Below are 22,133 nucleotides of genomic sequence, written 5' to 3' on the forward strand. Positions count from 1 at the left end.
TTAATCCTCATAATGTATAATTGCAAGGATTATACACTAACGGCACTTAGGGCTTTATACAAGGAGAGTATCATCAGAACACTGAAAGGATTATTGCTCTCTTTATTGTTACATTTACTGATCTTGTTGCTCTTTATTCTAAACTGGAGAGAGATCATCGTCCCACCGCCTCAGGGAAAAGAGAAGAAAATAAGTCTTAATCTGCAGCAAATAGTTACGCCTCCCGCACCAAAACAAAAACCTATGGCTCTTCCTCCAAAACCTGTTCCCGTACCCCAACCCATTGTGACTCCGCCAATACCTGAGCCTATAGTTGAGAAACCCAAAGAAGCAGAAGTACAACCTCTGAAGAAAAAAGTGTTAGATAATCGTAAAAAGGTTTTTGCACAGCAGAGTACAGAAGAGAATAATGTCACAAAAAGTGTGCCAAAGCCTGTGCAAAAGATCGTTAAAAAAGAAGAGAAGAAACAACCTATAAAAAAAGTAACAAAAAAACGTGTAGCAAAAAAAACAAAAACCTATAAAAAAGCTAAACGTTCCAAGGACCCTCTTGCCAATATGCTTATGGGATCAGGTACTTCCATGTACCCTTCTCAGCGAAGCCGGCCATCATCTTCTGGCAGTTATGGTGCGAGAATGATCAAGAAACTTTATGGTGAAGAGTTCAATACCTTCAGTGAGACACAAAAAAAGTTTATTAAAAATAATCTGGGTACTATCCACACGATCACACAACGTACACTTACACGAAACGGCTACCCGGATGTTGCTGTACGAACCAGACAGCAAGGTACCAATGTCGTTTCTTTTTATCTGCATCCAAATGGTGATATATCCGATCTTAAACTAAAAAGACATATAGGGCACCAGGCTTTAGATCAAAATACTTTAGAGGTGATACGTATCGCCTATAAGGATTACCCTTTACCAAACAAAAAAACGAAGATCGTTTTTTATGTCAAATACAGTATTTATTAATAATTTATTTAAGCGTTTTCCAAAGCTTTTTGACCACATACTCGGTCCCCTGAATCAAAAGAGGTTCAGCTTCGGGATCCAACCAGCGTAATAGGGTTTGTACCTGATTCTCATCCATGACCGTACATCCGGCTGTTGGCACACTCTTAATATGAATAAAAATGCATGACCCTGCACCTTTTTGTGCTCCCTTTTCATCTATATGATTATGATTCACAACGATACCATATTTGTAGTAGTCTTTGGGAAACTTCATATGCTCTTTACTATTATAATCAACATTTATTTGAGTACTATCGACTATTTTGTTGTAATACTTAGAATTGACATCATCCACACAATGGTCTGTCTCTGTATAGACTTCATATGGGTATGCTATATTGAAGGGTGCATATCCAAAGGCTTGTTTGAGTTTGAAGATACCTGCGGGTGCTTTGCCGTCACCCTCTTTTTTAATGATCTGGGCATCTTTGGGTACTTCATGTAGCCCTATGCCCCATCCTAAGCCATTTCTACCCAGTTTAACAGGTATTGCATTACCCACTTTTTGCCAACTTGTATCAAACCGTTCATAACGTTGCAGCGTCCCTATAGGTGTCGACCAGTTTTTTGTTGTTACGACCAAAAGTTGTTTTGTTTGAGCCTGTAGCGTAATCAGTGTTACACATAGTACAAGTACAATCTTCATGTGGTATAATCCTTCTATGGAATATGGAATATTATCAATAGCAATCCCGTTGCTGACAATCATTTTAGCTATTATAACTAAAGATGTGATCGTTTCACTCATGGGCGGTATCTTTGCAGGTTTCTTGGTACTGCATGCCTATAACCCCATAGATGCCTTCATTGCACTTTTTGATGGTGTGATCGCACTTTTTTCAGAAGCCTGGATCACAAAAACCCTTCTCTTTATCGTGATGGTCGGATCTATTATCAGACTACTCACCCTCAGCGGTGCGGTTGACAGTTTCGTCGTCTACCTGAGCCAAAGATCCAAGAAAATAGACTCGCCAACAGGCGCAATGATGCTTGCTTATATACTCGGTGTCGTTATCTTTATAGAATCCTCTATCACTGCACTGGTTGCTGGTACTGTGGCTAAACCACTGTGTGACAAGAATGGTGTCAGCAGAGAAAAACTTGCGTATATTTGTGACTCTACCTCTGCACCTATTTGTTCTCTCATTCCACTCAATGCATGGGGTGCCTTGCTCTTGGGGCTTATTATGACCGCTATTGAATCTGAAGTGATATCAGGAGATGGTATTTCTTTACTGATTTCTTCTATTCCCTATAACTTCTATTCGCTCTTTACTTTGGCCATAGTTTTGGTTGTAATATTTTTAAATATTAATATAGGTCCGATGAAGTATGCTCGCCCTGTACCCTACAGTGTAGAACAGGATGAAAGCAAGATCAAAGCGACACCCTATAAGATGCTTTTACCTATTTTAGTGATGGTATTGATGGTGCCTGTTGGACTTTATGTCACTGGAGAAGGTGACATCTTTAAAGGTTCAGGTTCCACTTCTGTCTATTACGCGGTGATCCTCACTTTACTCTTTATATACCTCTATTATGTACCGACCAAAACACTCACCCATAAGAACTATTTTATAGGATTGTATGAAGGTATAGGAGACATGATACCCGTAGGATTGATCATGGTCTTTGCCCTGCTTATAGGTAACGTGATAGGTGATCTTGGTACTGCAAAATATTTAGCACATTTGCTTACGGGAAACATTTCACCTGTACTTATACCGCTTCTTATCTTTTTAGTGGCAAGCATCACAGCATTTTCTACGGGAACCAGCTGGGGTACATTTTCCATTATGATGCCTATTGCATTAGCTTTAGGTGCGACGATGGACCTGCATATTCCTTTAGTGATAGCCGCTGTCATCTCCGGAGGTATATTTGGTGACCACTCCTCTCCTATCTCTGACACTACGATTATATCATCCATGGCAGCAGGGTGTGACCATGTAGAACATGTAAGAACACAATTGCCTTATGCACTCTTAGGCGGAGTGTTGGCATCAGGTGCATTTTTAATAGCGGGTTGGTTTACAGTATGAATTTTTTGAAATTTCTCTTTGGCATTATACTGGCTCAAGCCGCTACTTATGTGTTGATCTTGTTATCTCCTGCAGAATTCACTATGACAGGGGTTTTTCGTTTAGCCGTTCCCTTACTGATCATTGCGCTTATCCTTGCTTTTTGGTTTAACTCTATTGCTGGACATCACAGTAAAGATGCGATCGGTAAAGTAAAAGATGATTTTGCAAATGAACGAGATAAGCTTCGAGTCAATGCACAGCGAGCAAAAGAACGTGTCATCAAAGAAGCCCACAAGGATATTGCAAAAGAGACCAAAAAAGCCCATGCAAAGGCAAACTTCAAAGTGGGTGCTGCTTTTGCAGCTGCGTTGGGTGTTGGGGCATTGTTTATTTTTGCACAAATGCTCACAGCCGGTCTCTTAGCCATCACGGCAACCGGCGGTGTGATGGGTGGATATTATTGGAGAGGAAGACGGTTGGAGAATGAAAGACTCAAAGAGATTGAAGGCAGAAGGAATCTGGATCTTATAGAGACAAAGTCATCACAGATCAAAGTATTAAAAAAAGGCAAATCATGAACACTTTACAAGGAAACTTGAAATGAAACTTCTCGTCTCAGCCCTTGAACCCTCATCAAACCTGCATTTAAAAGAGGTCCTCAAGCACACAAATGAGGTTGAACTGTTAGGGATCTACGACAAAAGTATCAAGGAAGGTACACCCCTTTATGACATCAGTGAAATGGCTATCATGGGTGTCGTAGATGCCATCAAAAAGCTACGCTGGTTCTTTAAAGTGGCAGATGAAATGGTTGAACTCGCCAAAGAAGCAGATAAAGTACTTTTAATGGACTCTTCAGGATTTAACCTGCCTTTGGCTAAAAAACTAAAAGAGAAATATCCAGATAAAGAGATCATTTATTACATCCTTCCTCAGGTATGGGCCAGCCGTCCCAAACGTGTAAAGAAGTTGGAACAGTATTGTGATAAACTGCTTGGCATACTCCCTTTTGAGATAGAGTATTACAGTTCTGATAAAGCACAGTATGTCGGACATCCGTTATTGGATGAAATAGATGTACACAGAGTTGAAGAAGAGACCAAAGGGTGCATCGCATTCATGCCAGGTTCTCGAAAAAGTGAGATCAGCCGTCTTATGCCTATTTTTCTGGAACTGCGTAGAAAATTCCCGGAGATACGTCCTCTGCTTGTCATTCCCCCTTCTTTTTCAAGAAACAAGATAGCCAAACTCTACAAAGGCAATCGTGAGTTTGAAATTGTACGTAACACACATGAAGCCCTTAGACGTGCAGAGTTTGCCTTCATATGCTCAGGGACTGCCACCCTCGAAGCAGCACTGATAGGTACACCTTTTACCTTGGCCTACATTGCCAAAAAAGTGGACTTTTTTATAGGGACAAAACTTCTGGGCATCAAACAGGTAGGCTTGGCAAACATCATACTTACTAACTATAACAACACGACCTTACACAAAGAGATCCTGCAAGAAGAAGTCACAGTTGACAACTTGCTAAAAGAGTACTACAATACCGACCGTAAGATCTTTGGACAAAAAGCTGAAGAGTTAAAAACATATCTTTCGCACGGTAGTTCCAAGAACGTCGCGGAAATCATAATGGAGTCATCATGCTAGTACACATCTGTTGTTCGGTAGACAGTCACTACTTTTTACAAAAACTCCAAACAGAGTATCCGGAAGAAAAACTTACAGGATTCTTTTATGATCCCAACATTCATCCCTACTCTGAGTACTATTTACGACTCTTAGATGTGAAACGCAGCTGTAAAATGCTTGGTATTGATCTCATAGAGGGTGACTATGATGTAGAGAACTGGCTCGAAGCAGTACGTGGCTTGGAACATGAACCTGAAAAAGGTTCACGCTGCTCTGTCTGTTTTGACAGACGCTTTGAGGTTTCCGCACAAAAAGCCAGTGAAATAGGTGAAACAAGCTTTACCTCTACACTCCTCACCAGCCCTAAAAAATCACTTAAACAGCTGCAGACTGCCGGTGATGCATTGGCTGAACGGGAAGGCATAGCTTTTGTCGCTCCTGACTACAGAAAAGCTTCCGGAACACAAGAACAAAACATTTTAGCCAAAGAAGATGCACTCTACAGACAAGACTACTGTGGATGCATGTTCGGTCTGACTATCCAGCGTGACCAACAGGACAAACTGGCAGATGAACTTTTTGTACCACTCTCAAAGCAGATACAACCCGAATCCATAGAAGAGCGTATTGAAATGTATGAAAAACGTTGGAAAATGGAAGAAGCAAACATACCTCACAAGATCATCAAGCAACGCTTTTTGAACTGGCGTATCATGATGGGCATGCTGCGTGTACGAAAAGAAGTCGTTCCTGCTCACTTTCTACCCTACTCTACACTCAAAGGCGAATACACAAGAGGAAAGATAGAGTACAATATCGGTGAAATATATCATATGAACCGTGATGAAGTACGATTCATCACACTCAGACATTACAATAAGCTTGCAGATACGGACTATCAAACTGTCACAGAACTCATCTACGCTCCTCCAACATTCAGTAAAGAACTGGAACTGCGTGCTAAACTGGGTGTGACCCCTTATGATCTCTCTATTATCATGGTCGTAGATGAGATACCAAGCAACAAGATAGAAATCATTTGTCAAAGCAAAACCTACAGTGACGTTAAAGAAGTATTAATAGAGTTATAAACCGCTTTTTACCAACTTTTCGATAAAATAATCCAATTTTAAAATAAAGGTTTATACATGCTTTATAACGTCGTTGACATTCAAAATATATTGCCGCATAGATACCCATTCTTACTAGTAGACAGGATTACTGAACTTACTCCGGGTGAATATATCGAAGGTCTTAAAAATATTTCTATATCTGAACCTGTATTTCAAGGACATTTTCCTGGTCACCCTATCTACCCAGGTGTGATGATCATAGAAGGTATGGCTCAGGCTGGTGGTGTCTTGGCGTTTAAAAGTATGGATGTAGCAAGCCAGGAAGAGATAGAAAATAAAGTGGTATATTTTATGAGTATCGATAAAGCGAAATTCCGTGCACCTGTTACACCGGGTGACCAGCTTGTATACAAAATAGATGTGATCAAGAACAAAGGTGCCGTATGGCAACTTGATGCTAAAGCATATGTTGATGACAAAATAGTCGCTCAAGCTGAACTTAAAGCTATGATCGTAGACAAATAGGTATTTTGATGTCTTTAATTCATCCTTCAGCAGTTATAGAAGACGGTGCTATATTAGGTGATAATGTATCTGTAGGGCCATTTGCTTATATCGGACCCAATGTTAAAATAGGTGATAATACTACAGTAGCCCCGCATGCTGTGATCGAAGGTCATACTACTATCGGTAAAGGGAACCGTATTTTTTCTCACTCTGCTGTAGGAACCATACCGCAAGACTTGAAGTTTGCCGGTGAACATGTAGAACTCATCATAGGTGATAACAATACCATCAGAGAGTTTACCCTGCTCAATCCGGGAACCAAAGGCGGCGGTTCTGTGACCAAGATAGGTAACGGGAACCTGCTTATGGGATATGTTCACTTAGGACATGATGTGATCATAGGGGATAACTGTATCCTTGCAAATGGTGCAACACTTGCCGGTCACGTTGAATTAGGTAACCATGTCGTTATCGGTGGACTTACACCTGTGCATCAGTTTGTACATATCGGTGATTATGCCATGATAGGCGGAGCAAGTGCATTATCTCAGGATATTCCGCCTTTCTGTCTGGCTGAAGGAAACCGCGCAAGTTTGAGAGGTCTCAACCTGACTGGCTTGCGTAGAGCGATGGATAGAGAAGAGATCAATGCCCTTAAAGCAGCCTATAGAGAACTTTTTGAAGAAGGTAAACCACTACAGGAAGCAGCACAAAGACTTTTCGAAAGTACAAACTCTGAAAGAGTTAAACAACTTTGTGAATTTATTAAGACCTCTAAAAGAGGTATTCCGTTTACACGAACAAAAACCAATGAGGATAAATAATGACAAAAAAAACATGTAGCTTTTGTGAAGCCCAAGAGAGTGAAGAAAATCCACTCATCGCCGGTGAAAGTGCCTATATTTGTTCAAATTGTGTCGTTTCTGCATATAAAATTCTTTTTGGAGAAGAAGATCAGGAAGAAGCACAACAAGATCTAGGAACTCAGACCCTCTACACACCAAAAGAGTTAAACGCATTACTTGATGATTATGTCATTGGGCAAGAGCAAGCAAAGAAAACACTCTCCGTTGCTGTCTATAATCACTACAAACGTATTTTCAAAGACAACATTGAAGATGATACACAGATCGCTAAATCAAATGTACTTCTCATAGGACCGACCGGTTCAGGAAAAACACTTTTAGCACAAACGATCGCCAGATTTTTAAATGTCCCTATTGCCATAGCAGATGCAACGAATCTCACAGAAGCAGGGTATGTGGGCGAAGATGTTGAAAACATTCTTACGAAACTTCTCATGGCTGCGGATGGTGACCCACAACGTGCCGAACAGGGGATCGTATTCATTGATGAGGTAGATAAGATCGCCAGAATGGGTGAAAACCGTTCTATCACACGTGATGTTTCAGGAGAAGGTGTACAACAGGCCCTCCTTAAGCTCATCGAAGGTTCAGTTGTGAATATTCCGCCAAAAGGTGGACGTAAACACCCTAACCAAGACTTTATACAGATAGACACATCAAATATACTCTTTATCTGCGGGGGTGCATTTGATGGTCTTAATGACATTCTCAAAAGAAGACTTGGAGCGAATATACTTGGTTTTGGTCAGGAAAAACGTTCTAAAAAAGACGAAGAGAATCTTCTTCCTATGGTAGAGGCAGATGATCTTGTCACTTATGGGATCATTCCTGAACTTATAGGACGTCTACATGTACTGGCTACACTGGGTGAGATCTCTAAAGAAGACATGGTGCGTATCTTGGTAGAACCTAAAAACTCTCTTGTCAAACAGTATCAGAAACTCTTTGAAATAGATGACGTAAAGCTTAGCTTTGAAGAAGATGCACTTGCACGTATTGCCCAAAAAGCATTAGTGAGAAAAACAGGAGCAAGAGGATTGCGTTCTATTCTTGAAGAGATACTTCTAGATATCATGTATGAATTGCCTGAGCTTAAGGGATATGAAGTAGTTATTACGGATGAAGTCGTTGAATCAGGTGCAAAACCTTTGTACATAAAAGATAAAAAAACAGCATAAGAGTAGCATTAAAAAGGAAATATAATGTTTAAAAGATTATTAGGAATGTTCTCAAACGATTTAGCGATCGACTTGGGAACAGCAAACACACTTGTACTTGTAAAAGGACAAGGTATCAGTATTAACGAACCTTCAGTTGTTGCTATCCAATATGATAAGCATGGCAGAGAGCGTATTCTTGCTGTGGGTCAGGAAGCAAAAGACATGGTAGGTAAAACACCAGGAAATATTAAAGCTATTCGTCCTATGAAAGACGGTGTTATCGCCGATTTTGAAGTCACTGAAATGATGATCCGTTATTTCATTGAGAAAGCACATAAGAGAAAAGGTTTCTTCTCTCCACGTATCATTATCTGTGTACCTTATGGACTGACTCAGGTTGAAAGACGTGCCGTAAAAGACTCTGCAGAAAATGCAGGTGCAAGATACGTTTACCTGATAGAAGAACCTATGGCAGCAGCTATCGGTGCAGGGATACCGGTAAAAGATCCAAATGGTAACCTTGTCGTAGATATCGGTGGGGGTACAACTGAAATTGGTGTCACTTCACTGGGTGGTCTTGTGATCTCTAAATCCATTCGTGTGGCTGGGGACAATCTTGATCAAGCGATCATTGACTATATTAAAAAGAACTTTAACCTTCTCATTGGTGAGCGTGTGGCTGAAGAACTTAAGATCAAGATCGGAACAGCTATCCCATTACAAGAAGAGATGTCTACTACTGTACGTGGTAGAGATCAAGTTGAAGGTAGCCTTGCTTCTATAGAGATCACTTCTGAACATATGAGAGCTGCGATGAAAGATTCTCTAGAAGAGATCGCAGAAGCACTGAAAGATGTGCTTGAACAAACACCACCGGAACTTGCAGGTGATATCGTAGAAAACGGTATTGTGCTTACCGGAGGTGGTGCACTTATCAGAGGGTTGGACAAATATCTTTCAGATATTGTAAAACTTCCGGTATATATCGCGGAGGACCCTCTTCTTGCTGTTGCAAAAGGTACAGGTATTGCCTTGGATGAAATAGATCTCCTTCAACAAATGGCATATGAAGACTAGACTTGTCATCATAGCCATACTGTTACTCATACTAACAGTACTACTGTCACGAAATGATGAACGTATCTCAGATACGTTTCTCAATATCATTAATCCTATCAAACAAAAATATAAAAATTTTACACAGAATTTAGAAGATAAAAGTCAAAGCTATATTTTTCAAAAAGAGTCTATCGAGAAACTGAGTAAAGAAAACCGTATTTTACGTCAACGCCTTCTCGAACAGATCCACTATATAGAACAAGTAAAAGACATTTATGAGGTACTCCCGACTTTAAGTCACATACCTGTCAAAAATATCTCTATTACGGATACTATCTCTTACGTAAAACTTAACAGTTTTTCTCAGATCATCTTGACCAAACCTAAAGGACTGGAAGAAGATAAACTCTATGGCCTGATACAAGGCAGTGTGGTTGCAGGTACTGCAAGAGTACACAATAATCAACTCTATGGCTATCTCACATCAGATAAAAAGTGCCGTTTTTCTGTTTTCATCGGTAAAACCAAAGCACCGGGTATTGCTTTGGGTCTAAAAGCAAATGAAATGATCATCAAGTTCATACCAAAATGGCATAAAATTAAAGAGGGGGATGCAGTCCTTACCTCAGGTTTAGATGGTATATTTTTTGCAGATATACCTGTGGGTCTTGTGACCAAAGTAGAAGTACAGAGTTCTTATACTGTTGCACATATTAAAACCTACAGTGATATTTTCCATCCCAAAACATTTTTTCTGATCAATGATGCCAAAGCCACGCTTGCAGAAAATTTTGATTCGAACCGTACCGACTTAGCCACAAGATACAGTACCCCGGATATCCATATTGAGCAGAAAGGTTCGATCGAACCGCTCAAAGATGCCAACATAAGTACACCGGTTGTATCAAGCATTCCAAAACGTATCGATCAGACACAAGAAGATGTTATTGAGCCATTAGAAGTTTCAGAAATCGTAGAATCCCCCAGAAAAGTCAGTGAAAAGAAGCATGAAGCTGAGTCAAGCAGTTTAGACCTCTTTTAAAAGCGCATTTTGCCCTTTTTTAAGGGCTTTTTCTATCTAAATCATGTATAATTACCAACTAAAAATTAAGGGTATTCCTCCATGCCAAAACGCAATGACATCAAAACTATTTTACTTATTGGTTCTGGGCCTATCGTTATCGGTCAAGCTTGTGAATTTGACTATTCCGGAACTCAAGCAGCTAAAACACTTAAAGAGTTAGGCTATAGAGTAGTCCTTATCAACTCTAACCCTGCTACGATCATGACAGACCCTGAGTTTGCAGATCGTACCTACATTGAACCCATCACCCCTGAAGTAATTGATAGAATTATCAAAAAAGAAAACGTTGATGCTATCTTACCTACAATGGGTGGACAAACTGCACTTAACGTTGCTATGGATATGTACGATGCGGGTATGCTTAAAGATGTGAAGTTCCTTGGAGCGCATCCGGATGCTATTAAAAAAGGGGAAGATAGACAACTCTTTAATGAAGCGATGATCAAAATCGGTATGGATCTACCTAAAAGTGCCAATGCCTACAGTGTGGACGAAGCAATAAAAGTAGCAAAAGAAATTGGTTTCCCCGTAATCAGCAGAGCTTCATTTACGCTTGCAGGTGGTGGTTCAGGTGTAGCCTACAATATGGAAGAGTTTAAAAAACTGGCTGAAGAAGGTATTGACGCAAGTCCGATCAATGAGATTGAGATCATGGAATCTATGCTGGGATGGAAAGAATATGAAATGGAAGTTATCAGAGACAATAAAGATAACTGCATTATCGTATGTTCTATTGAAAACTTTGATCCTATGGGTGTACATACGGGAGACTCCGTTACCATTGCCCCTGCTCTGACACTTACAGACAAAGAGTTCCAAAACATGCGAGATGCCTCTTTCAAGATCTTACGCGAAGTAGGAGTAGATACGGGTGGATCCAATGTACAATTTTCTATCGATCCAGATACAGGACGTATGATCGTTATCGAAATGAACCCGAGAGTCAGCCGTTCATCTGCACTTGCATCAAAAGCTACAGGTTATCCTATCGCGAAAGTAGCAACACTTTTGGCTGTCGGATTTACCCTGGATGAAATTACAAATGACATCACAGGCACACCCGCTAGTTTTGAACCGGTTATCGATTATGTCGTTACAAAACTTCCAAGATTTACTTTTGAAAAATTCCCGCTTGCGGACTCCACACTCACAACTGCAATGAAGTCTGTAGGTGAAGTCATGAGTATGGGTCGTACCTTTAAAGAGTCTTTTCAAAAAGCACTCTGTTCGCTTGAAACAGGACTTATCGGGTTTAACCCGATCAAATGTGACGGTGAAGAGCTTGTCAGAGAGATCAGACGTCCAAATGAGAACCGTATGCTTTATGTATTTGAAGGACTCAGACGCGGTATGACAGTGGATGCTGTTTTTGACCTTTGTAAGATTGACAGATGGTACCTTTACCAGCTTGAAGAATTGGCTCTGCGTGAAAAAGAGATGGACATTGCCCTGCTTTCTGATCCTACTCGTCTTAGAGAAGTGAAAAGTGAAGGTTTCTCTGACCCGATGATCGCAGAAATCATTAACAAGAAAGAGGGTCTTAACCTTACAGAGAATGATATCTACAATGCCAGAGAAAAAGCCGGTGTAGCACTTGAGTATAATGAAGTGGATACTTGTGCCGCAGAGTTTAAGGCACTCACACCTTACCTTTACTCTACAACGAATATCACAAAGCTTCCAGTACAAGAAGTACCTGCGAGTGAAGATAAAAAAGTACTTGTGATCGGTGGTGGTCCTAACCGTATCGGTCAGGGTATAGAGTTTGACTACTGTTGCGTACATGCAGCCTTTGCACTTCAGGATATGGGTGTAAAATCTATCATGTATAACTGTAACCCGGAAACAGTTTCTACAGATTATGACACGTCTGATGTCCTTTACTTTGAACCTATTGATTTTGAACATGTGAGAAATGTGATCGAACTTGAAAAGCCTGATGGTGTGATTGTACACTTTGGTGGGCAGACTCCGCTGAAACTGGCTAAGAACCTTACAGCGATCGGTGCAAATATCTCTGGGACGACGGCAAAAGTGATCGACCTTGCTGAAGACAGAGAACAATTCTCGACATTCATAGATGAACTGGGACTTAAACAGCCAGATAACGGCACAGCCTTTGCCAAAGATGAAGCGATGGCTATCGCAAACCGTATAGGTTATCCTGTACTTGTTCGTCCTAGTTTTGTTCTTGGTGGCCGTGGTATGCGTACTGTATATAGTGATGCAGAGCTCAGAGAATATATGGATGAAGCAGTAAGCGTATCTCACGATGCTCCAGTCCTTATAGATAAATTCCTTGACAATGCTATCGAACTTGACGTAGATGCCATTTGTGATGGGAAAGATGTCTATATCGGTTCTGTGATGCAGCATATTGAAGAAGCAGGTATTCACTCTGGTGACTCTGCATGTTCACTTCCTCCGGTTTCTATCTCTGAAGAACTTCAAGAAGAAGTAAAAGAGCAAACTGCAAAGATCGCACTTGGTCTTGGTGTGGTGGGTCTTATGAATATACAATATGCTATCCACAAAGGGTTGATCTACCTGATCGAAGTAAACCCTAGAGCTTCTAGAACTGTACCTTTTGTAAGTAAAGCAACCGGTGTCCCTCTTGCCAAAGTAGCAACAAGAGTGATGATCCAGGGTGACCTTAAAGAAGCACTGAAATTCTATGATACATTTAATGTTGTGAACTTTGATAAAAAGATCATGGAACCAAATCTTAAAGGTCATGTTGCTGTCAAAGAAGCGGTTTTCCCTTTCAACAAACTTCCGGGGTCCGACCTTATCTTAGGTCCTGAAATGAAATCTACGGGAGAAGTTATGGGTATTTCTGACAGCTTCGGTATGAGTTTTGCCAAGAGTCAGTTTGCAAGTAAGAATAACATTCCACTTGAAGGAACACTCTTTATCTCACTCACTGAAAATGATAAACCATATGCAGGCGAAGTGGGTAAAATGTTTACAGATCTTGGATTTGACATTGTTGCTACATCGGGAACACATACAGCACTGGAAGAGGCAGGTGTGCCTTCAACAAAGGTACTCAAGATCTCTGAAGGCCGTCCAAATATTGATGATATGATCAAAAATGAAGAGATAGCGTTGGCTATCAATACTTCAGATAACAAAGCAAGTAAAGATGATGCCAAAACCATCAGACAATCTGTTCTTGCCAGCCATGTAGCCTATTTAACGACTATAGCTGCCGCGAAAGCTACTGCATCTGCGATCAAAGAACTTAAGGCCACAAGCGGTGAACTTGAGCCAAAAGCATTACAAGATTATCTAAGTTAATCTCACGTCATCCTCGTGCTTGCACCCAAAGGGCATTTCCTACGGTCACACGTGGATCTAAAAAGGTATTTTATGTTAAATGACAAAGTTTTCCTTACACAAACTGATACCACCATAGGTTTTGTATCCCAAAATGCAGACAAACTTACAAAGATCAAACAACGCCCTCCTCACAAGCATTACATTCAAGCAGTCAACTCACTACATACACTCAATACATTTACCCGTGTGCCTCAAAAGTATAAAAATAGAGTTCGAAGAGCAAAAAAAACAACGTTTATTATGTCAAATGGACATTCTTATCGTGTGATACAAGATACACATCATCTATTGCTCTTAGACCGCCTCAAATGGGCTTATACCACATCGGCTAATCTAAGTAATGAAGCCTATGAAGAATCTTTTGCCAGAGAGATGGCAGATGTCATCATAGAACCGATAAAAGAAACCAAGCAAGCTTCACAGATTTATAAGCTTGGGAAATACGCACTAAAAAGGATACGTTAATGTCAGTAATTTATGAAAATGAAAATATCAGGATTGAAGTAGAACAAAGTGAAATACCTTGGCTTAAGATATTTACCCAACATGCTTACAAAGAGATGAGTGAAGTGCCGGGTTTGATCAAATTTGAAATATATGACCTTTTAGACACCATAGAAAAAGAGATGCTCTCCTACTACAAACCTAAAAAAATAAACATTGCCAGTTTTGGTAACTATATGCCTCATGTACATTGGCACATCATGGCACGTTTTGAAGAAGACAGTTTTTTTCCTGAACCTATGTGGGGAACCAAACAGCGTGAAAGTGATTTGAGTTTACCTGAGTTTGAAGTCTTTTGTAAAAGAGTGGTAAAAGCTATTTCATAATTTCTTCTCAGCCCAAAAAGATTTTTTAGGGCGAGAAAGATTGCGGGTAATTTATTATCACTCGTTATGCTCTTCTTTAGAGTCAAATTTTTCTTCTTCTTTTGCAAATTTATTTGAAAATTTATCTACATCAATAAAAATTGCACCTATTACCCCAATGACTATTCCAACTGCTATATAAACTAATTCCATAATAATCCCTTTCCATTCATTTAAGCCATGTAGGCTATACAGTAGTATAACATAAATATTGTTTTATATATTAAAAACTCAAATATTATAATCTTTTTAAAACGAATGATTTTTATTTTTTATTATCACTACTAAGATTAGTAGGTGTATACTATAAGAATGCACTTATTATAAAAGGATGAAATAAATCGATATGATACAGATGGCCAAAAAAATGGAAAAAGAGGCAATTAAAAGTAGTGGAATTGATTTTATAAGACTTGGGTTTGCACTCTTTTTTCTTGTAGCGGTTTTAACCTATAGTTTTTTAAGTTCAGGTTCAATACCAAATAATATGTTTTTAGCCATAGCAGCACTATTTGGTGCCTATATGGCTATGAATATTGGTGCAAATGATGTTGCAAACAATGTAGGGCCTGCAGTGGGTTCAAAAGCACTTACCATGGGTGGTGCCATAATTATTGCAGCCATTTTTGAGGCAAGTGGTGCATTTATAGCAGGTGGAGATGTGGTTAAAACCATTAAAAAAGGTATTATTGATATCAGTGCATTCGGTGGTAATGCTGATCCATTTATTTGGGCGATGATGTCAGCACTTTTAGCTGCTGCACTATGGCTGAACTTTGCCACAATGATGAAAGCTCCGGTATCAACCACCCACTCAATCGTAGGGGGTGTCATGGGTGCCGGTATCGCTGCGGCAGGATTCACCATTGTCTCGTGGAGTACTATGGGCAAAATTGCAGCTTCATGGATTATCTCACCGCTTCTTGGAGGAGTTATTGCAGCAATATTTTTATATGCTATTAAAAAAACGATCATATTTCAAAACGATAAAGTTGCAGCAGCCAGGAAATGGGTACCGATCTTTGTAGCCATTATGTCTTGGGCATTTGTGACCTATTTAACCATTAAAGGCCTCAAAAAGATATGGCCTTCGATTGTAGATGTTTTGGTATTTCTTCCCGATGAGAAAAAACCTTCTTTTCTCATAGCATCTGTTTTTGGACTTATTGTGGCTGGCGCAGTCTATATTATATTGAAAAAAACGGTTGCTAACAGAGCAACAAATCTTCATAACACCAGAGATTCTATTAATTTATTATTTACTGTACCACTTATTTTTGCAGCAGCGCTTTTAAGTTTTGCCCATGGTGCAAACGATGTTGCAAATGCTATTGGTCCATTGGCAGCGATCAATGATGCAGTGATAACCGGAGGGATTTCGGCTCAAGCAGGTATACCTATATGGGTTATGTCTGTTGGAGCGCTTGGTATTGCTCTTGGTCTTGCTCTTTATGGACCAAAACTGATCAGGACAGTGGGTAGTGAAATAACAGAATTAGACCAAATGAGAGCATTCTCAGTAGCAATTGCAGCTGCAATTACGGTTATTATCGCTTCTCAGTTAGGTCTTCCTGTATCTTCAACACATATTGCACTCGGTGGTATCTTTGGAGTAGGTTTTTTAAGAGAATATCTTGCAACTACTGGACCAAAAGAGATTCTAGTAAAACAACAGACCAATATTGAAGATGAAAAAAGAGTCTTAAAAGCATACAGCAGTGAACTCAAAAGATTAGAGGACAAAGCAGATAAAACAAAAGCAGATTATGAAAGAATTGTTGATCTATATAAAGCCATTGATCATGAAGAAGATAAGATTAAAAGGACAAAAAAACATATAAAAAGTATAGAAAAAGTCAAATATGTCAAAAGAGATGCCATTAAAAAAATTATTGCTGCCTGGGTTATAACAGTACCTGCCTCTGCAGTGCTTTCAGCAGCAATATTTTTCATGATTAAAGGAATTGTACTTTAATAGTGACTAGCCAATTCAACATACTATTAACTCTCATAATAACACTATTGTTATGGGGAGCTTTAGTTCTCTTGGGGACAGGGTCTCTCTACCCAACTGACAAAGAATAAAAAAATTTACAAGGTATAAATATGTTAGAAAACAAAACAGTAGAAATAGATGGCAACACAATCTCACTAGATGAGTTAATCAATACATACAGAGAAGCAAAGTCAGAAAAAAAATCTGAAATAAAAAGAAGAAATGAACAGGAATTAAAACCCTATCAAGCTGAACTCATCAAACTTCAGAGACATCTTGAAGATACGAACCAGAAAATGATCATACTTTTTGAAGGCCGTGATGCTGCAGGTAAAGGCGGAACGATCAGAAGAGTCACACGTTATATGAATGAAAAACACTACCGTGTCGTTGCACTGGGTAAACCAACGGAAGAACAAAGAACACAGTGGTATTACCAAAAGTATATTTCACATTTTCCTAGAGGCGGAGAGATAGTACTCTTTGATAGAAGTTGGTATAACAGAGCCATGGTTGAATCTGTTTTTGGTTTTTGTACAAAAAAAGAATATGATGATTTTATGAAGGGTGTTAAAGGCTTCGAAAAAGATCTTACAAGACAAGGGGTTATACTTATCAAACTTTATTTTTCTGTAACCAAAGATGAACAGGCAAGACGATTTGAGCGTAGAAAAACCGATCCACTTCGACAATGGAAACTTAGTGAAATCGATGTACAGGCACAAGACAGATGGGATGATTTTACTGAGACAAAATATGATATGATCAAACAGACACACTCTCACAATGCACCCTGGACCATTATACGGTCAAATGATAAGCATCAGGCAAGACTTGAAGCACTCAAAGTGATCGTAAATTCAATCAACTATGAAAGCAGAGATGTAAATCTTGATTATACGCTTAATCCTGATATCGTTATATCCGGTGCGAGAGAGATCGAGATCATGGATGCACAAAGAACAAGCAGCGGTAAATTTATAGGCTAATATAAAATAAAGGGACCATATGGAAAAGATAAAAAAGAATAAAAGTAAGTCAATAACTAAAAAGAATGCTGATAAAGTTCAAATTTGGGTCAAGAAAGAAACTTTAGCCTACGAGAAAGAATTAAAAAAACTTCAAGTTGAACTCCTGAAATTTCAAAACCATGTAAAAGATAAAGGGCTTAAGATCTTGATGATTTTTGAGGGCAGAGATGCTGCTGGAAAAGGTGGTACGATAAAAAGAATCACTGAACACTTAAATCCCAGGGGCGCAAGAGTAGTTGCTCTTGAGAAACCTAGCAACATTGAAACTTCACAATGGTACTTTCAAAGATATGTTAAGCACCTTCCAAGTGCTGGCGAGATTGTTTTTTTTGATAGAAGTTGGTATAACAGAGCAATGGTTGAACCTGTCATGGATTTTTGTAGTGAAAGACAGCATCACAAGTTCTTAAGAGATGTGCCAGGGTTCGAGCAAATGATCGTGGATGAAGATATTCAGATATTTAAATTTTATTTTTCTGTATCAAAAGAAGAGCAAGCGAGAAGATTTAAAGCCAGAGAGACAGATCCTCTAAAACAATATAAATTTTCATCTGTAGATGAGAAGTCACAAGAATTATGGAATGAATATTCACTGGCTAAATATATGATGCTGAGTGCTACACATACAGAAGCAGCACCTTGGACCATTGTTAAGAGTGACAATAAGAAAAAAGCCAGAATAAATTGTATAAAACATATCTTGAATTTTGTTGATTATCCAGATAAGATCGATAAGAAAGATATCAAAGTAGACTGTGACATCATTGTCTATGGAAGTGATGAAGCGATATCAATGGAAAGAGCGTTTAAGTTCTCACACAATAAATAAAATGACATTCATCACAAACAACTCATGGTGCAAGATCATCCTTCTCATACTTAAAAAGCCATTTGAGTATAAATGGCGGTGCAATAGTTGTTACAATGATCACAAAGATCAAAACGGCATAAATTTCATTATCCAGTATATTGTTTACGCGCCCTACTTCTGCAAATATCAGCCCAACTTCTCCACGTGGGATCATAGAGATACCTATCAATGCTTTTTTTAATGCACTGCTATCCCTGAGTAAAAAAGCCCCCATATATTTTCCAATAATAGCGATTACCAAGAAAACAAATGCTAAGGTCCAAAATCTTGTGGATGTAAAGTCTATGACTTTTAAGTTCATGGATAGTCCGACCATCACAAAAAATATAGGCGTAAACATCTGTGCGATAGGAGTAATAGCGTTTTTCACTTTCTCTAAAAAGACTTCATCATTTCTCAATCCCATACCAAAAGGCAAAATGAATCGTCTTGAAAGAGCGATACCCGCAGCAAAGGAACCTAAAATTTCAGGCGCACCAAAAAGATGTGAAAAATAAGCAAAAATTGCTATGAGTGAGATAATGATAGTGGGTATAAACCCCGGTACTTTTTGATGTTCATCAGACTTTTTCATAAAAGTAGAGATAAAATTGGCAAAAGTCGGTGCGATGAGTAAAAAAAGCAAGATAAACACAGTGGTATGCAAGGTATTGGTCATATTTAACTCTTGCGTAATGGCATAGTCATAAATGAAAACAAGGATAATAACGCCTAAAATATCATCCAATACAGCTGCACCAATGACTATCTGGGCGACTTCTGAATGTTCTTTTTGAAGATCTTTTAACACTCTCATGGTAATACCTATACTCGTCGCTGTCAGAGTACCACCAATAAAAAGAGAGACAACCAGTGTCAGATCAAATATATAATATGCAAAGAAGGAGGATACAGCAAAGGGAAATACGGCTCCAAATAATGCAACAATAACCGCTTTCCCTCCTGCTTCTTTTAGACGCTGAATATCAGTATCTAAACCGATTTCAAAGAGTAAAAGAAGAATACCTATCTCTGCAAGTACTTTAAGGACATCATTCACCTCTATAATACCCAAGCCTGAGACACCAAGGAGTATACCGGCACTCAACTCACCCAATACAGATGGAATACCCATGCGTGCAAACAATTCACCCAAAATCCTTGCAGTCGCCAATATCAAAAATAGTATGAGAAAAAAGTTATGTACATCCATATTTTATTGTACAGAAAGTTACATAAAATCCGATATTATTACTATAGTTATTCATTGACATTTTGGAACAAGGTCTTATAGAATATTAAAACACATTTTTTATTTCTATCCCATCTTATCAATTTCTGATCGCTTTTCTTTATAAAAAAGTCCTATCAAAGTATCAACCTCTTCACCTAAAAACTCAAGTATGTCGTCGACGGAGAGAATACCGGCTAGGCAACCTTCTTTATCAACAACTGGTAATCTTCTGATTCCATACGTACGCATACGCTCAATACACTCATGAATACCCTCCTCTTGACTTGCAGTTACCAATTCTTGGCTCATGACTTCAGAGACTTTAACGTTTTTAGGATCAGCATTGTTAGCCACAACTTCCATAACAATATCACGATCGGTTACGATACCGATCGGAGTATTAACATCTTCACTTTTGCTTACAACGATCAGGTCCCCAACATGGTAATGCCGCATCAGCTTAGCTGCCTCTACGATATTTTCATCTTTGAGGACAATAATCGTTTCACGATTACAAAGTTCACCAATATTCATTATCACTCCTTTCTATAAGTAGATAGTTCATTATATACCACTGTGATTAAATAATTCATAAATATTTATAATCTTAGATAGTAAAAAGATATAATATTGTTTTAAAGGAATCTAATTATTGTGCAAAGGAGTAACTTTGGCACATAACTATTATCAGCAAAGTATACTAACAAGCCTGATAGTCTTATCTATAGCTCTATTAACCGGTTGTACAAAATCTATTAGCGAATTTTATCCACCGGATCCAGGAAGAGCTGATAACAAAACAGTATACATCGTAAATCATGGATTGCACACAGGCATTGCATTATCCAAAAAAGATGCAGCCCCTTATATCTATTCCTTTGATGATTTTAAGAGTGCACGATATTTAGAAATAGGCTGGGGAGATGAGATCTATTATCAAACAGATCCAAATACACTTTGGATGGCGATAAGAGCATTATTTTGGCCTACAGATTCAGTACTTCATGTAGCTGCACTTAATACAGATCCTATAAAGTATTTTAATGACAATAAAGTCGTTCCGTTAAAACTCTCTAAAACGGGTTTTATCAGATTGGTAGAGTATATCGATAATAGTTTTACATTGGATGAAAAAAAACAGATAATCAAATTGGGAAACGGTCTCTATGGAACAAGCAGATTCTATCGTGCAGAGGGGAAGTTTCACCTATTTAATAACTGTAATACCTGGAGTGCAAGGGCAATCCGCTCATCAGGCTTCCCTATAAATACATGTTGTATATTTACTGCAGACGATCTAATCTACCAGTTAAAGCGTAGGGATGAATGAGATGACTAAATTAAAGCCATATCATATATCTCAAAGATAAATTAAAAGCATCAGGACTATCAGTGTAATAATCCATGTGAAAATATACCGATCCATCGCATGCTTTGCTTTCTCTTTTTCATACCATGTTCGAGGACTGATACCTTTAAATATAAAAATGATTTTACTGGATAGGTTAATACTGACGATATTGATGGCAAGTAGTATTCCCGCATTAACTGCCAGATCAAAACGTGCATCTCCAAGCATTAGTCCAAATACAGCAGCAGGAGGAAGAAGTGCAACGGCCACCATGACACCTACTAAGACACTGGAGAGACCAGTTGTGATCGATAATGCAGCTGCAGCACCCGAAGCCAAAGCCAAAATGACCGAATCAAAACCTACATGAGTTCGCATCAATACCTCCTGACTGTTCACAGGTATGGATAGAATTTTTGCTATGATATAGGGTAGTAATACAGCAATACCGACACCAACCATCATTGACTTAACCGAAGCTAACATTAGTTTTGTATCTCCAAGAGCTGTCGCTAAACTGAATGCAATATTTGGACCAAGCAGTGGAGCAATTACCATTGCCCCTATAACAATAGCAACATTGTTTTCAATCAGTCCAATAGAAGCAACAATCGTTGATAAAGTTACCAATATGATAAAGTCGACAGTGATATGTGCATTTTTCTCAACTTGTTCATAGATGGACTCCCTGGCAGAAGTTGTTTTCTTCTCTTTTTCCTGTGCTTCTACTTTAGGTTTAGGTAAATGTGCTTCAACAGGCATCACGATTACCTTAGCAGTTGGCTGTGTACCAATGATCTTCGAAAAACTGTCAAGCGCTTTTTGAAGATTCTCGTCATTTATGAGCATACGAAATAGCTGCATATTATCTTCATCTTTAGGATGGTAACGCAAATCTTTTGCATCAACGTTTTGTGCAATATTTTGAACTGTTTTGAAACTTTCGGCACTCACTATCACTTCAAGATATTTCATTTGTTTTACCTTTTAAATTCTGCTAGGTACGCTTGCTTGAATGATCACTATACGCCT

22 protein-coding genes are annotated in these 22,133 nt (G+C 38.9%); 17 read left to right on the forward strand and 5 right to left on the reverse strand.

Annotation, left to right across the window (positions count from 1 at the left end):
• The first annotated feature begins 12 nt into the window (after positions 1-12).
• Positions 13-978, forward strand: coding sequence for an energy transducer TonB (locus tag LDM93_RS03385; protein WP_223890636.1), 966 nt, complete (start codon positions 13-15; stop codon positions 976-978).
• Between the two features lie 4 nt (positions 979-982).
• Here LDM93_RS03385 and LDM93_RS03390 read toward each other — a convergent pair whose 3' ends face one another.
• On the reverse strand, positions 983-1,666 hold the full coding sequence (locus LDM93_RS03390) for a L,D-transpeptidase (protein ID WP_223890638.1): 684 nt from the start codon (positions 1,664-1,666) through the stop codon (positions 983-985).
• 16 nt (positions 1,667-1,682) lie between these two features.
• On the opposite strand from LDM93_RS03390, the gene LDM93_RS03395 reads away from it, so the two are divergent.
• From LDM93_RS03395 to LDM93_RS03450, 12 genes are all read left to right on the forward strand, one after another.
• A complete protein-coding gene (locus LDM93_RS03395; protein WP_223890639.1) occupies positions 1,683-3,062 on the forward strand; it encodes a Na+/H+ antiporter NhaC family protein in 1,380 nt (459 codons plus the stop codon).
• Positions 3,059-3,622 carry a hypothetical protein gene (locus LDM93_RS03400; RefSeq protein ID WP_223890641.1) on the forward strand — a complete coding sequence of 188 codons (564 nt, stop codon included), beginning with the start codon at positions 3,059-3,061 and terminating at the stop codon, positions 3,620-3,622. The genes LDM93_RS03395 and LDM93_RS03400 overlap by 4 nt, the downstream gene beginning before the upstream one ends.
• Positions 3,623-3,644: 22 nt before the next feature.
• Positions 3,645-4,697, forward strand: coding sequence for a lipid-A-disaccharide synthase (gene lpxB, locus LDM93_RS03405; protein ID WP_223890642.1), 1,053 nt, complete (start codon positions 3,645-3,647; stop codon positions 4,695-4,697).
• Positions 4,691-5,770, forward strand: a complete 1,080-nt coding sequence (locus LDM93_RS03410) for an epoxyqueuosine reductase QueH (protein ID WP_223890643.1) — start codon at positions 4,691-4,693, stop codon at positions 5,768-5,770. The genes lpxB and LDM93_RS03410 overlap by 7 nt, the downstream gene beginning before the upstream one ends.
• Before the next feature lie 57 nt (positions 5,771-5,827).
• The gene (fabZ, locus tag LDM93_RS03415) at positions 5,828-6,277 is read left to right on the forward strand and encodes a 3-hydroxyacyl-ACP dehydratase FabZ (protein WP_223890644.1); all 450 of its coding nucleotides are present in this window, start codon (positions 5,828-5,830) and stop codon (positions 6,275-6,277) included.
• An 8-nt stretch (positions 6,278-6,285) separates the two neighbouring features.
• A complete protein-coding gene (gene lpxA / locus LDM93_RS03420) occupies positions 6,286-7,083 on the forward strand; it encodes an acyl-ACP--UDP-N-acetylglucosamine O-acyltransferase (protein ID WP_223890645.1) in 798 nt (265 codons plus the stop codon).
• The gene (gene clpX / locus LDM93_RS03425) at positions 7,083-8,303 is read left to right on the forward strand and encodes an ATP-dependent Clp protease ATP-binding subunit ClpX (RefSeq protein ID WP_223890646.1); all 1,221 of its coding nucleotides are present in this window, start codon (positions 7,083-7,085) and stop codon (positions 8,301-8,303) included. The genes lpxA and clpX overlap by 1 nt, the downstream gene beginning before the upstream one ends.
• Positions 8,304-8,327: 24 nt before the next feature.
• On the forward strand, positions 8,328-9,362 hold the full coding sequence (locus LDM93_RS03430; protein WP_223890647.1) for a rod shape-determining protein: 1,035 nt from the start codon (positions 8,328-8,330) through the stop codon (positions 9,360-9,362).
• The gene (gene mreC / locus LDM93_RS03435) at positions 9,352-10,386 is read left to right on the forward strand and encodes a rod shape-determining protein MreC (RefSeq protein ID WP_223890648.1); all 1,035 of its coding nucleotides are present in this window, start codon (positions 9,352-9,354) and stop codon (positions 10,384-10,386) included. Before LDM93_RS03430 ends, mreC begins: the two co-directional genes overlap by 11 nt.
• A gap of 81 nt (positions 10,387-10,467) precedes the next feature.
• On the forward strand, positions 10,468-13,728 hold the full coding sequence (carB, locus tag LDM93_RS03440; protein ID WP_223890650.1) for a carbamoyl-phosphate synthase large subunit: 3,261 nt from the start codon (positions 10,468-10,470) through the stop codon (positions 13,726-13,728).
• Positions 13,729-13,800: 72 nt separating this feature from the next.
• Complete coding sequence (locus LDM93_RS03445; RefSeq protein WP_223890651.1) at positions 13,801-14,235, forward strand: Sua5 YciO YrdC YwlC family protein; 435 nt, start codon at positions 13,801-13,803, stop codon at positions 14,233-14,235.
• Positions 14,235-14,600: an HIT family protein gene (locus LDM93_RS03450; protein ID WP_223890652.1), complete on the forward strand. Its 366-nt coding sequence runs from the start codon at positions 14,235-14,237 to the stop codon at positions 14,598-14,600. The genes LDM93_RS03445 and LDM93_RS03450 overlap by 1 nt, the downstream gene beginning before the upstream one ends.
• Before the next feature lie 57 nt (positions 14,601-14,657).
• Here LDM93_RS03450 and LDM93_RS11315 read toward each other — a convergent pair whose 3' ends face one another.
• Positions 14,658-14,792 (reverse strand): hypothetical protein, encoded by a 135-nt coding sequence (locus LDM93_RS11315; protein WP_255586204.1) that lies wholly within the window; start codon positions 14,790-14,792, stop codon positions 14,658-14,660.
• A gap of 193 nt (positions 14,793-14,985) precedes the next feature.
• Between LDM93_RS11315 and LDM93_RS03455 the strand changes: the two genes are divergently transcribed.
• The 3 genes from LDM93_RS03455 to ppk2 (LDM93_RS03465) all read left to right on the forward strand — a co-directional run bounded on the left by LDM93_RS03455 (position 14,986) and on the right by ppk2 (LDM93_RS03465) (position 18,495).
• Complete coding sequence (locus tag LDM93_RS03455) at positions 14,986-16,614, forward strand: inorganic phosphate transporter (protein ID WP_223890653.1); 1,629 nt, start codon at positions 14,986-14,988, stop codon at positions 16,612-16,614.
• A gap of 131 nt (positions 16,615-16,745) precedes the next feature.
• Entirely contained in the window at positions 16,746-17,624 is an 879-nt protein-coding gene (ppk2, locus tag LDM93_RS03460; RefSeq protein ID WP_223890654.1) for a polyphosphate kinase 2, read from the forward strand.
• A 19-nt stretch (positions 17,625-17,643) separates the two neighbouring features.
• Positions 17,644-18,495, forward strand: coding sequence for a polyphosphate kinase 2 (ppk2, locus tag LDM93_RS03465; protein ID WP_223890655.1), 852 nt, complete (start codon positions 17,644-17,646; stop codon positions 18,493-18,495).
• 22 nt (positions 18,496-18,517) lie between these two features.
• Here the strand turns inward: ppk2 (LDM93_RS03465) and LDM93_RS03470 are convergent, their stop codons facing one another.
• Together LDM93_RS03470 and LDM93_RS03475 are read right to left on the reverse strand one after the other, a co-directional pair.
• On the reverse strand, positions 18,518-19,729 hold the full coding sequence (locus LDM93_RS03470; RefSeq protein ID WP_223890656.1) for a cation:proton antiporter: 1,212 nt from the start codon (positions 19,727-19,729) through the stop codon (positions 18,518-18,520).
• A gap of 105 nt (positions 19,730-19,834) precedes the next feature.
• Positions 19,835-20,284, reverse strand: coding sequence for a CBS domain-containing protein (locus LDM93_RS03475; RefSeq protein ID WP_223890657.1), 450 nt, complete (start codon positions 20,282-20,284; stop codon positions 19,835-19,837).
• 136 nt (positions 20,285-20,420) lie between these two features.
• Between LDM93_RS03475 and LDM93_RS03480 the strand changes: the two genes are divergently transcribed.
• Positions 20,421-21,080: a DUF2459 domain-containing protein gene (locus tag LDM93_RS03480; protein WP_223890659.1), complete on the forward strand. Its 660-nt coding sequence runs from the start codon at positions 20,421-20,423 to the stop codon at positions 21,078-21,080.
• Between the two features lie 30 nt (positions 21,081-21,110).
• Here LDM93_RS03480 and LDM93_RS03485 read toward each other — a convergent pair whose 3' ends face one another.
• A complete protein-coding gene (locus LDM93_RS03485; protein ID WP_223890661.1) occupies positions 21,111-22,076 on the reverse strand; it encodes a TIGR00341 family protein in 966 nt (321 codons plus the stop codon).
• Between the last annotated feature and the right edge of the window lie 57 nt (positions 22,077-22,133).

The organism is Sulfurovum sp. TSL6 (assembly GCF_019972115.1).
In the GTDB taxonomy this organism is placed as follows: domain Bacteria; phylum Campylobacterota; class Campylobacteria; order Campylobacterales; family Sulfurovaceae; genus Sulfurovum.

Excerpts from the sequence above, each read along its gene's own strand:
- LDM93_RS03385 (WP_223890636.1), top strand. The coding sequence starts at position 13 with ATGTATAATTGCAAGGATTATACACTAACGGCACTTAGGGCTTTATAC.
- LDM93_RS03390 (WP_223890638.1), bottom strand. The coding sequence starts at position 1,666 with ATGAAGATTGTACTTGTACTATGTGTAACACTGATTACGCTACAGGCT.
- LDM93_RS03395 (WP_223890639.1), top strand. The coding sequence starts at position 1,683 with ATGGAATATGGAATATTATCAATAGCAATCCCGTTGCTGACAATCATT.
- LDM93_RS03400 (WP_223890641.1), top strand. The coding sequence starts at position 3,059 with ATGAATTTTTTGAAATTTCTCTTTGGCATTATACTGGCTCAAGCCGCT.
- lpxB (WP_223890642.1), top strand. The coding sequence starts at position 3,645 with ATGAAACTTCTCGTCTCAGCCCTTGAACCCTCATCAAACCTGCATTTA.
- LDM93_RS03410 (WP_223890643.1), top strand. The coding sequence starts at position 4,691 with ATGCTAGTACACATCTGTTGTTCGGTAGACAGTCACTACTTTTTACAA.
- fabZ (WP_223890644.1), top strand. The coding sequence starts at position 5,828 with ATGCTTTATAACGTCGTTGACATTCAAAATATATTGCCGCATAGATAC.
- lpxA (WP_223890645.1), top strand. The coding sequence starts at position 6,286 with ATGTCTTTAATTCATCCTTCAGCAGTTATAGAAGACGGTGCTATATTA.
- clpX (WP_223890646.1), top strand. The coding sequence starts at position 7,083 with ATGACAAAAAAAACATGTAGCTTTTGTGAAGCCCAAGAGAGTGAAGAA.
- LDM93_RS03430 (WP_223890647.1), top strand. The coding sequence starts at position 8,328 with ATGTTTAAAAGATTATTAGGAATGTTCTCAAACGATTTAGCGATCGAC.
- mreC (WP_223890648.1), top strand. The coding sequence starts at position 9,352 with ATGAAGACTAGACTTGTCATCATAGCCATACTGTTACTCATACTAACA.
- carB (WP_223890650.1), top strand. The coding sequence starts at position 10,468 with ATGCCAAAACGCAATGACATCAAAACTATTTTACTTATTGGTTCTGGG.
- LDM93_RS03445 (WP_223890651.1), top strand. The coding sequence starts at position 13,801 with ATGTTAAATGACAAAGTTTTCCTTACACAAACTGATACCACCATAGGT.
- LDM93_RS03450 (WP_223890652.1), top strand. The coding sequence starts at position 14,235 with ATGTCAGTAATTTATGAAAATGAAAATATCAGGATTGAAGTAGAACAA.
- LDM93_RS11315 (WP_255586204.1), bottom strand. The coding sequence starts at position 14,792 with ATGGAATTAGTTTATATAGCAGTTGGAATAGTCATTGGGGTAATAGGT.
- LDM93_RS03455 (WP_223890653.1), top strand. The coding sequence starts at position 14,986 with ATGATACAGATGGCCAAAAAAATGGAAAAAGAGGCAATTAAAAGTAGT.
- ppk2 (WP_223890654.1), top strand. The coding sequence starts at position 16,746 with ATGTTAGAAAACAAAACAGTAGAAATAGATGGCAACACAATCTCACTA.
- ppk2 (WP_223890655.1), top strand. The coding sequence starts at position 17,644 with ATGGAAAAGATAAAAAAGAATAAAAGTAAGTCAATAACTAAAAAGAAT.
- LDM93_RS03470 (WP_223890656.1), bottom strand. The coding sequence starts at position 19,729 with ATGGATGTACATAACTTTTTTCTCATACTATTTTTGATATTGGCGACT.
- LDM93_RS03475 (WP_223890657.1), bottom strand. The coding sequence starts at position 20,284 with ATGAATATTGGTGAACTTTGTAATCGTGAAACGATTATTGTCCTCAAA.
- LDM93_RS03485 (WP_223890661.1), bottom strand. The coding sequence starts at position 22,076 with ATGAAATATCTTGAAGTGATAGTGAGTGCCGAAAGTTTCAAAACAGTT.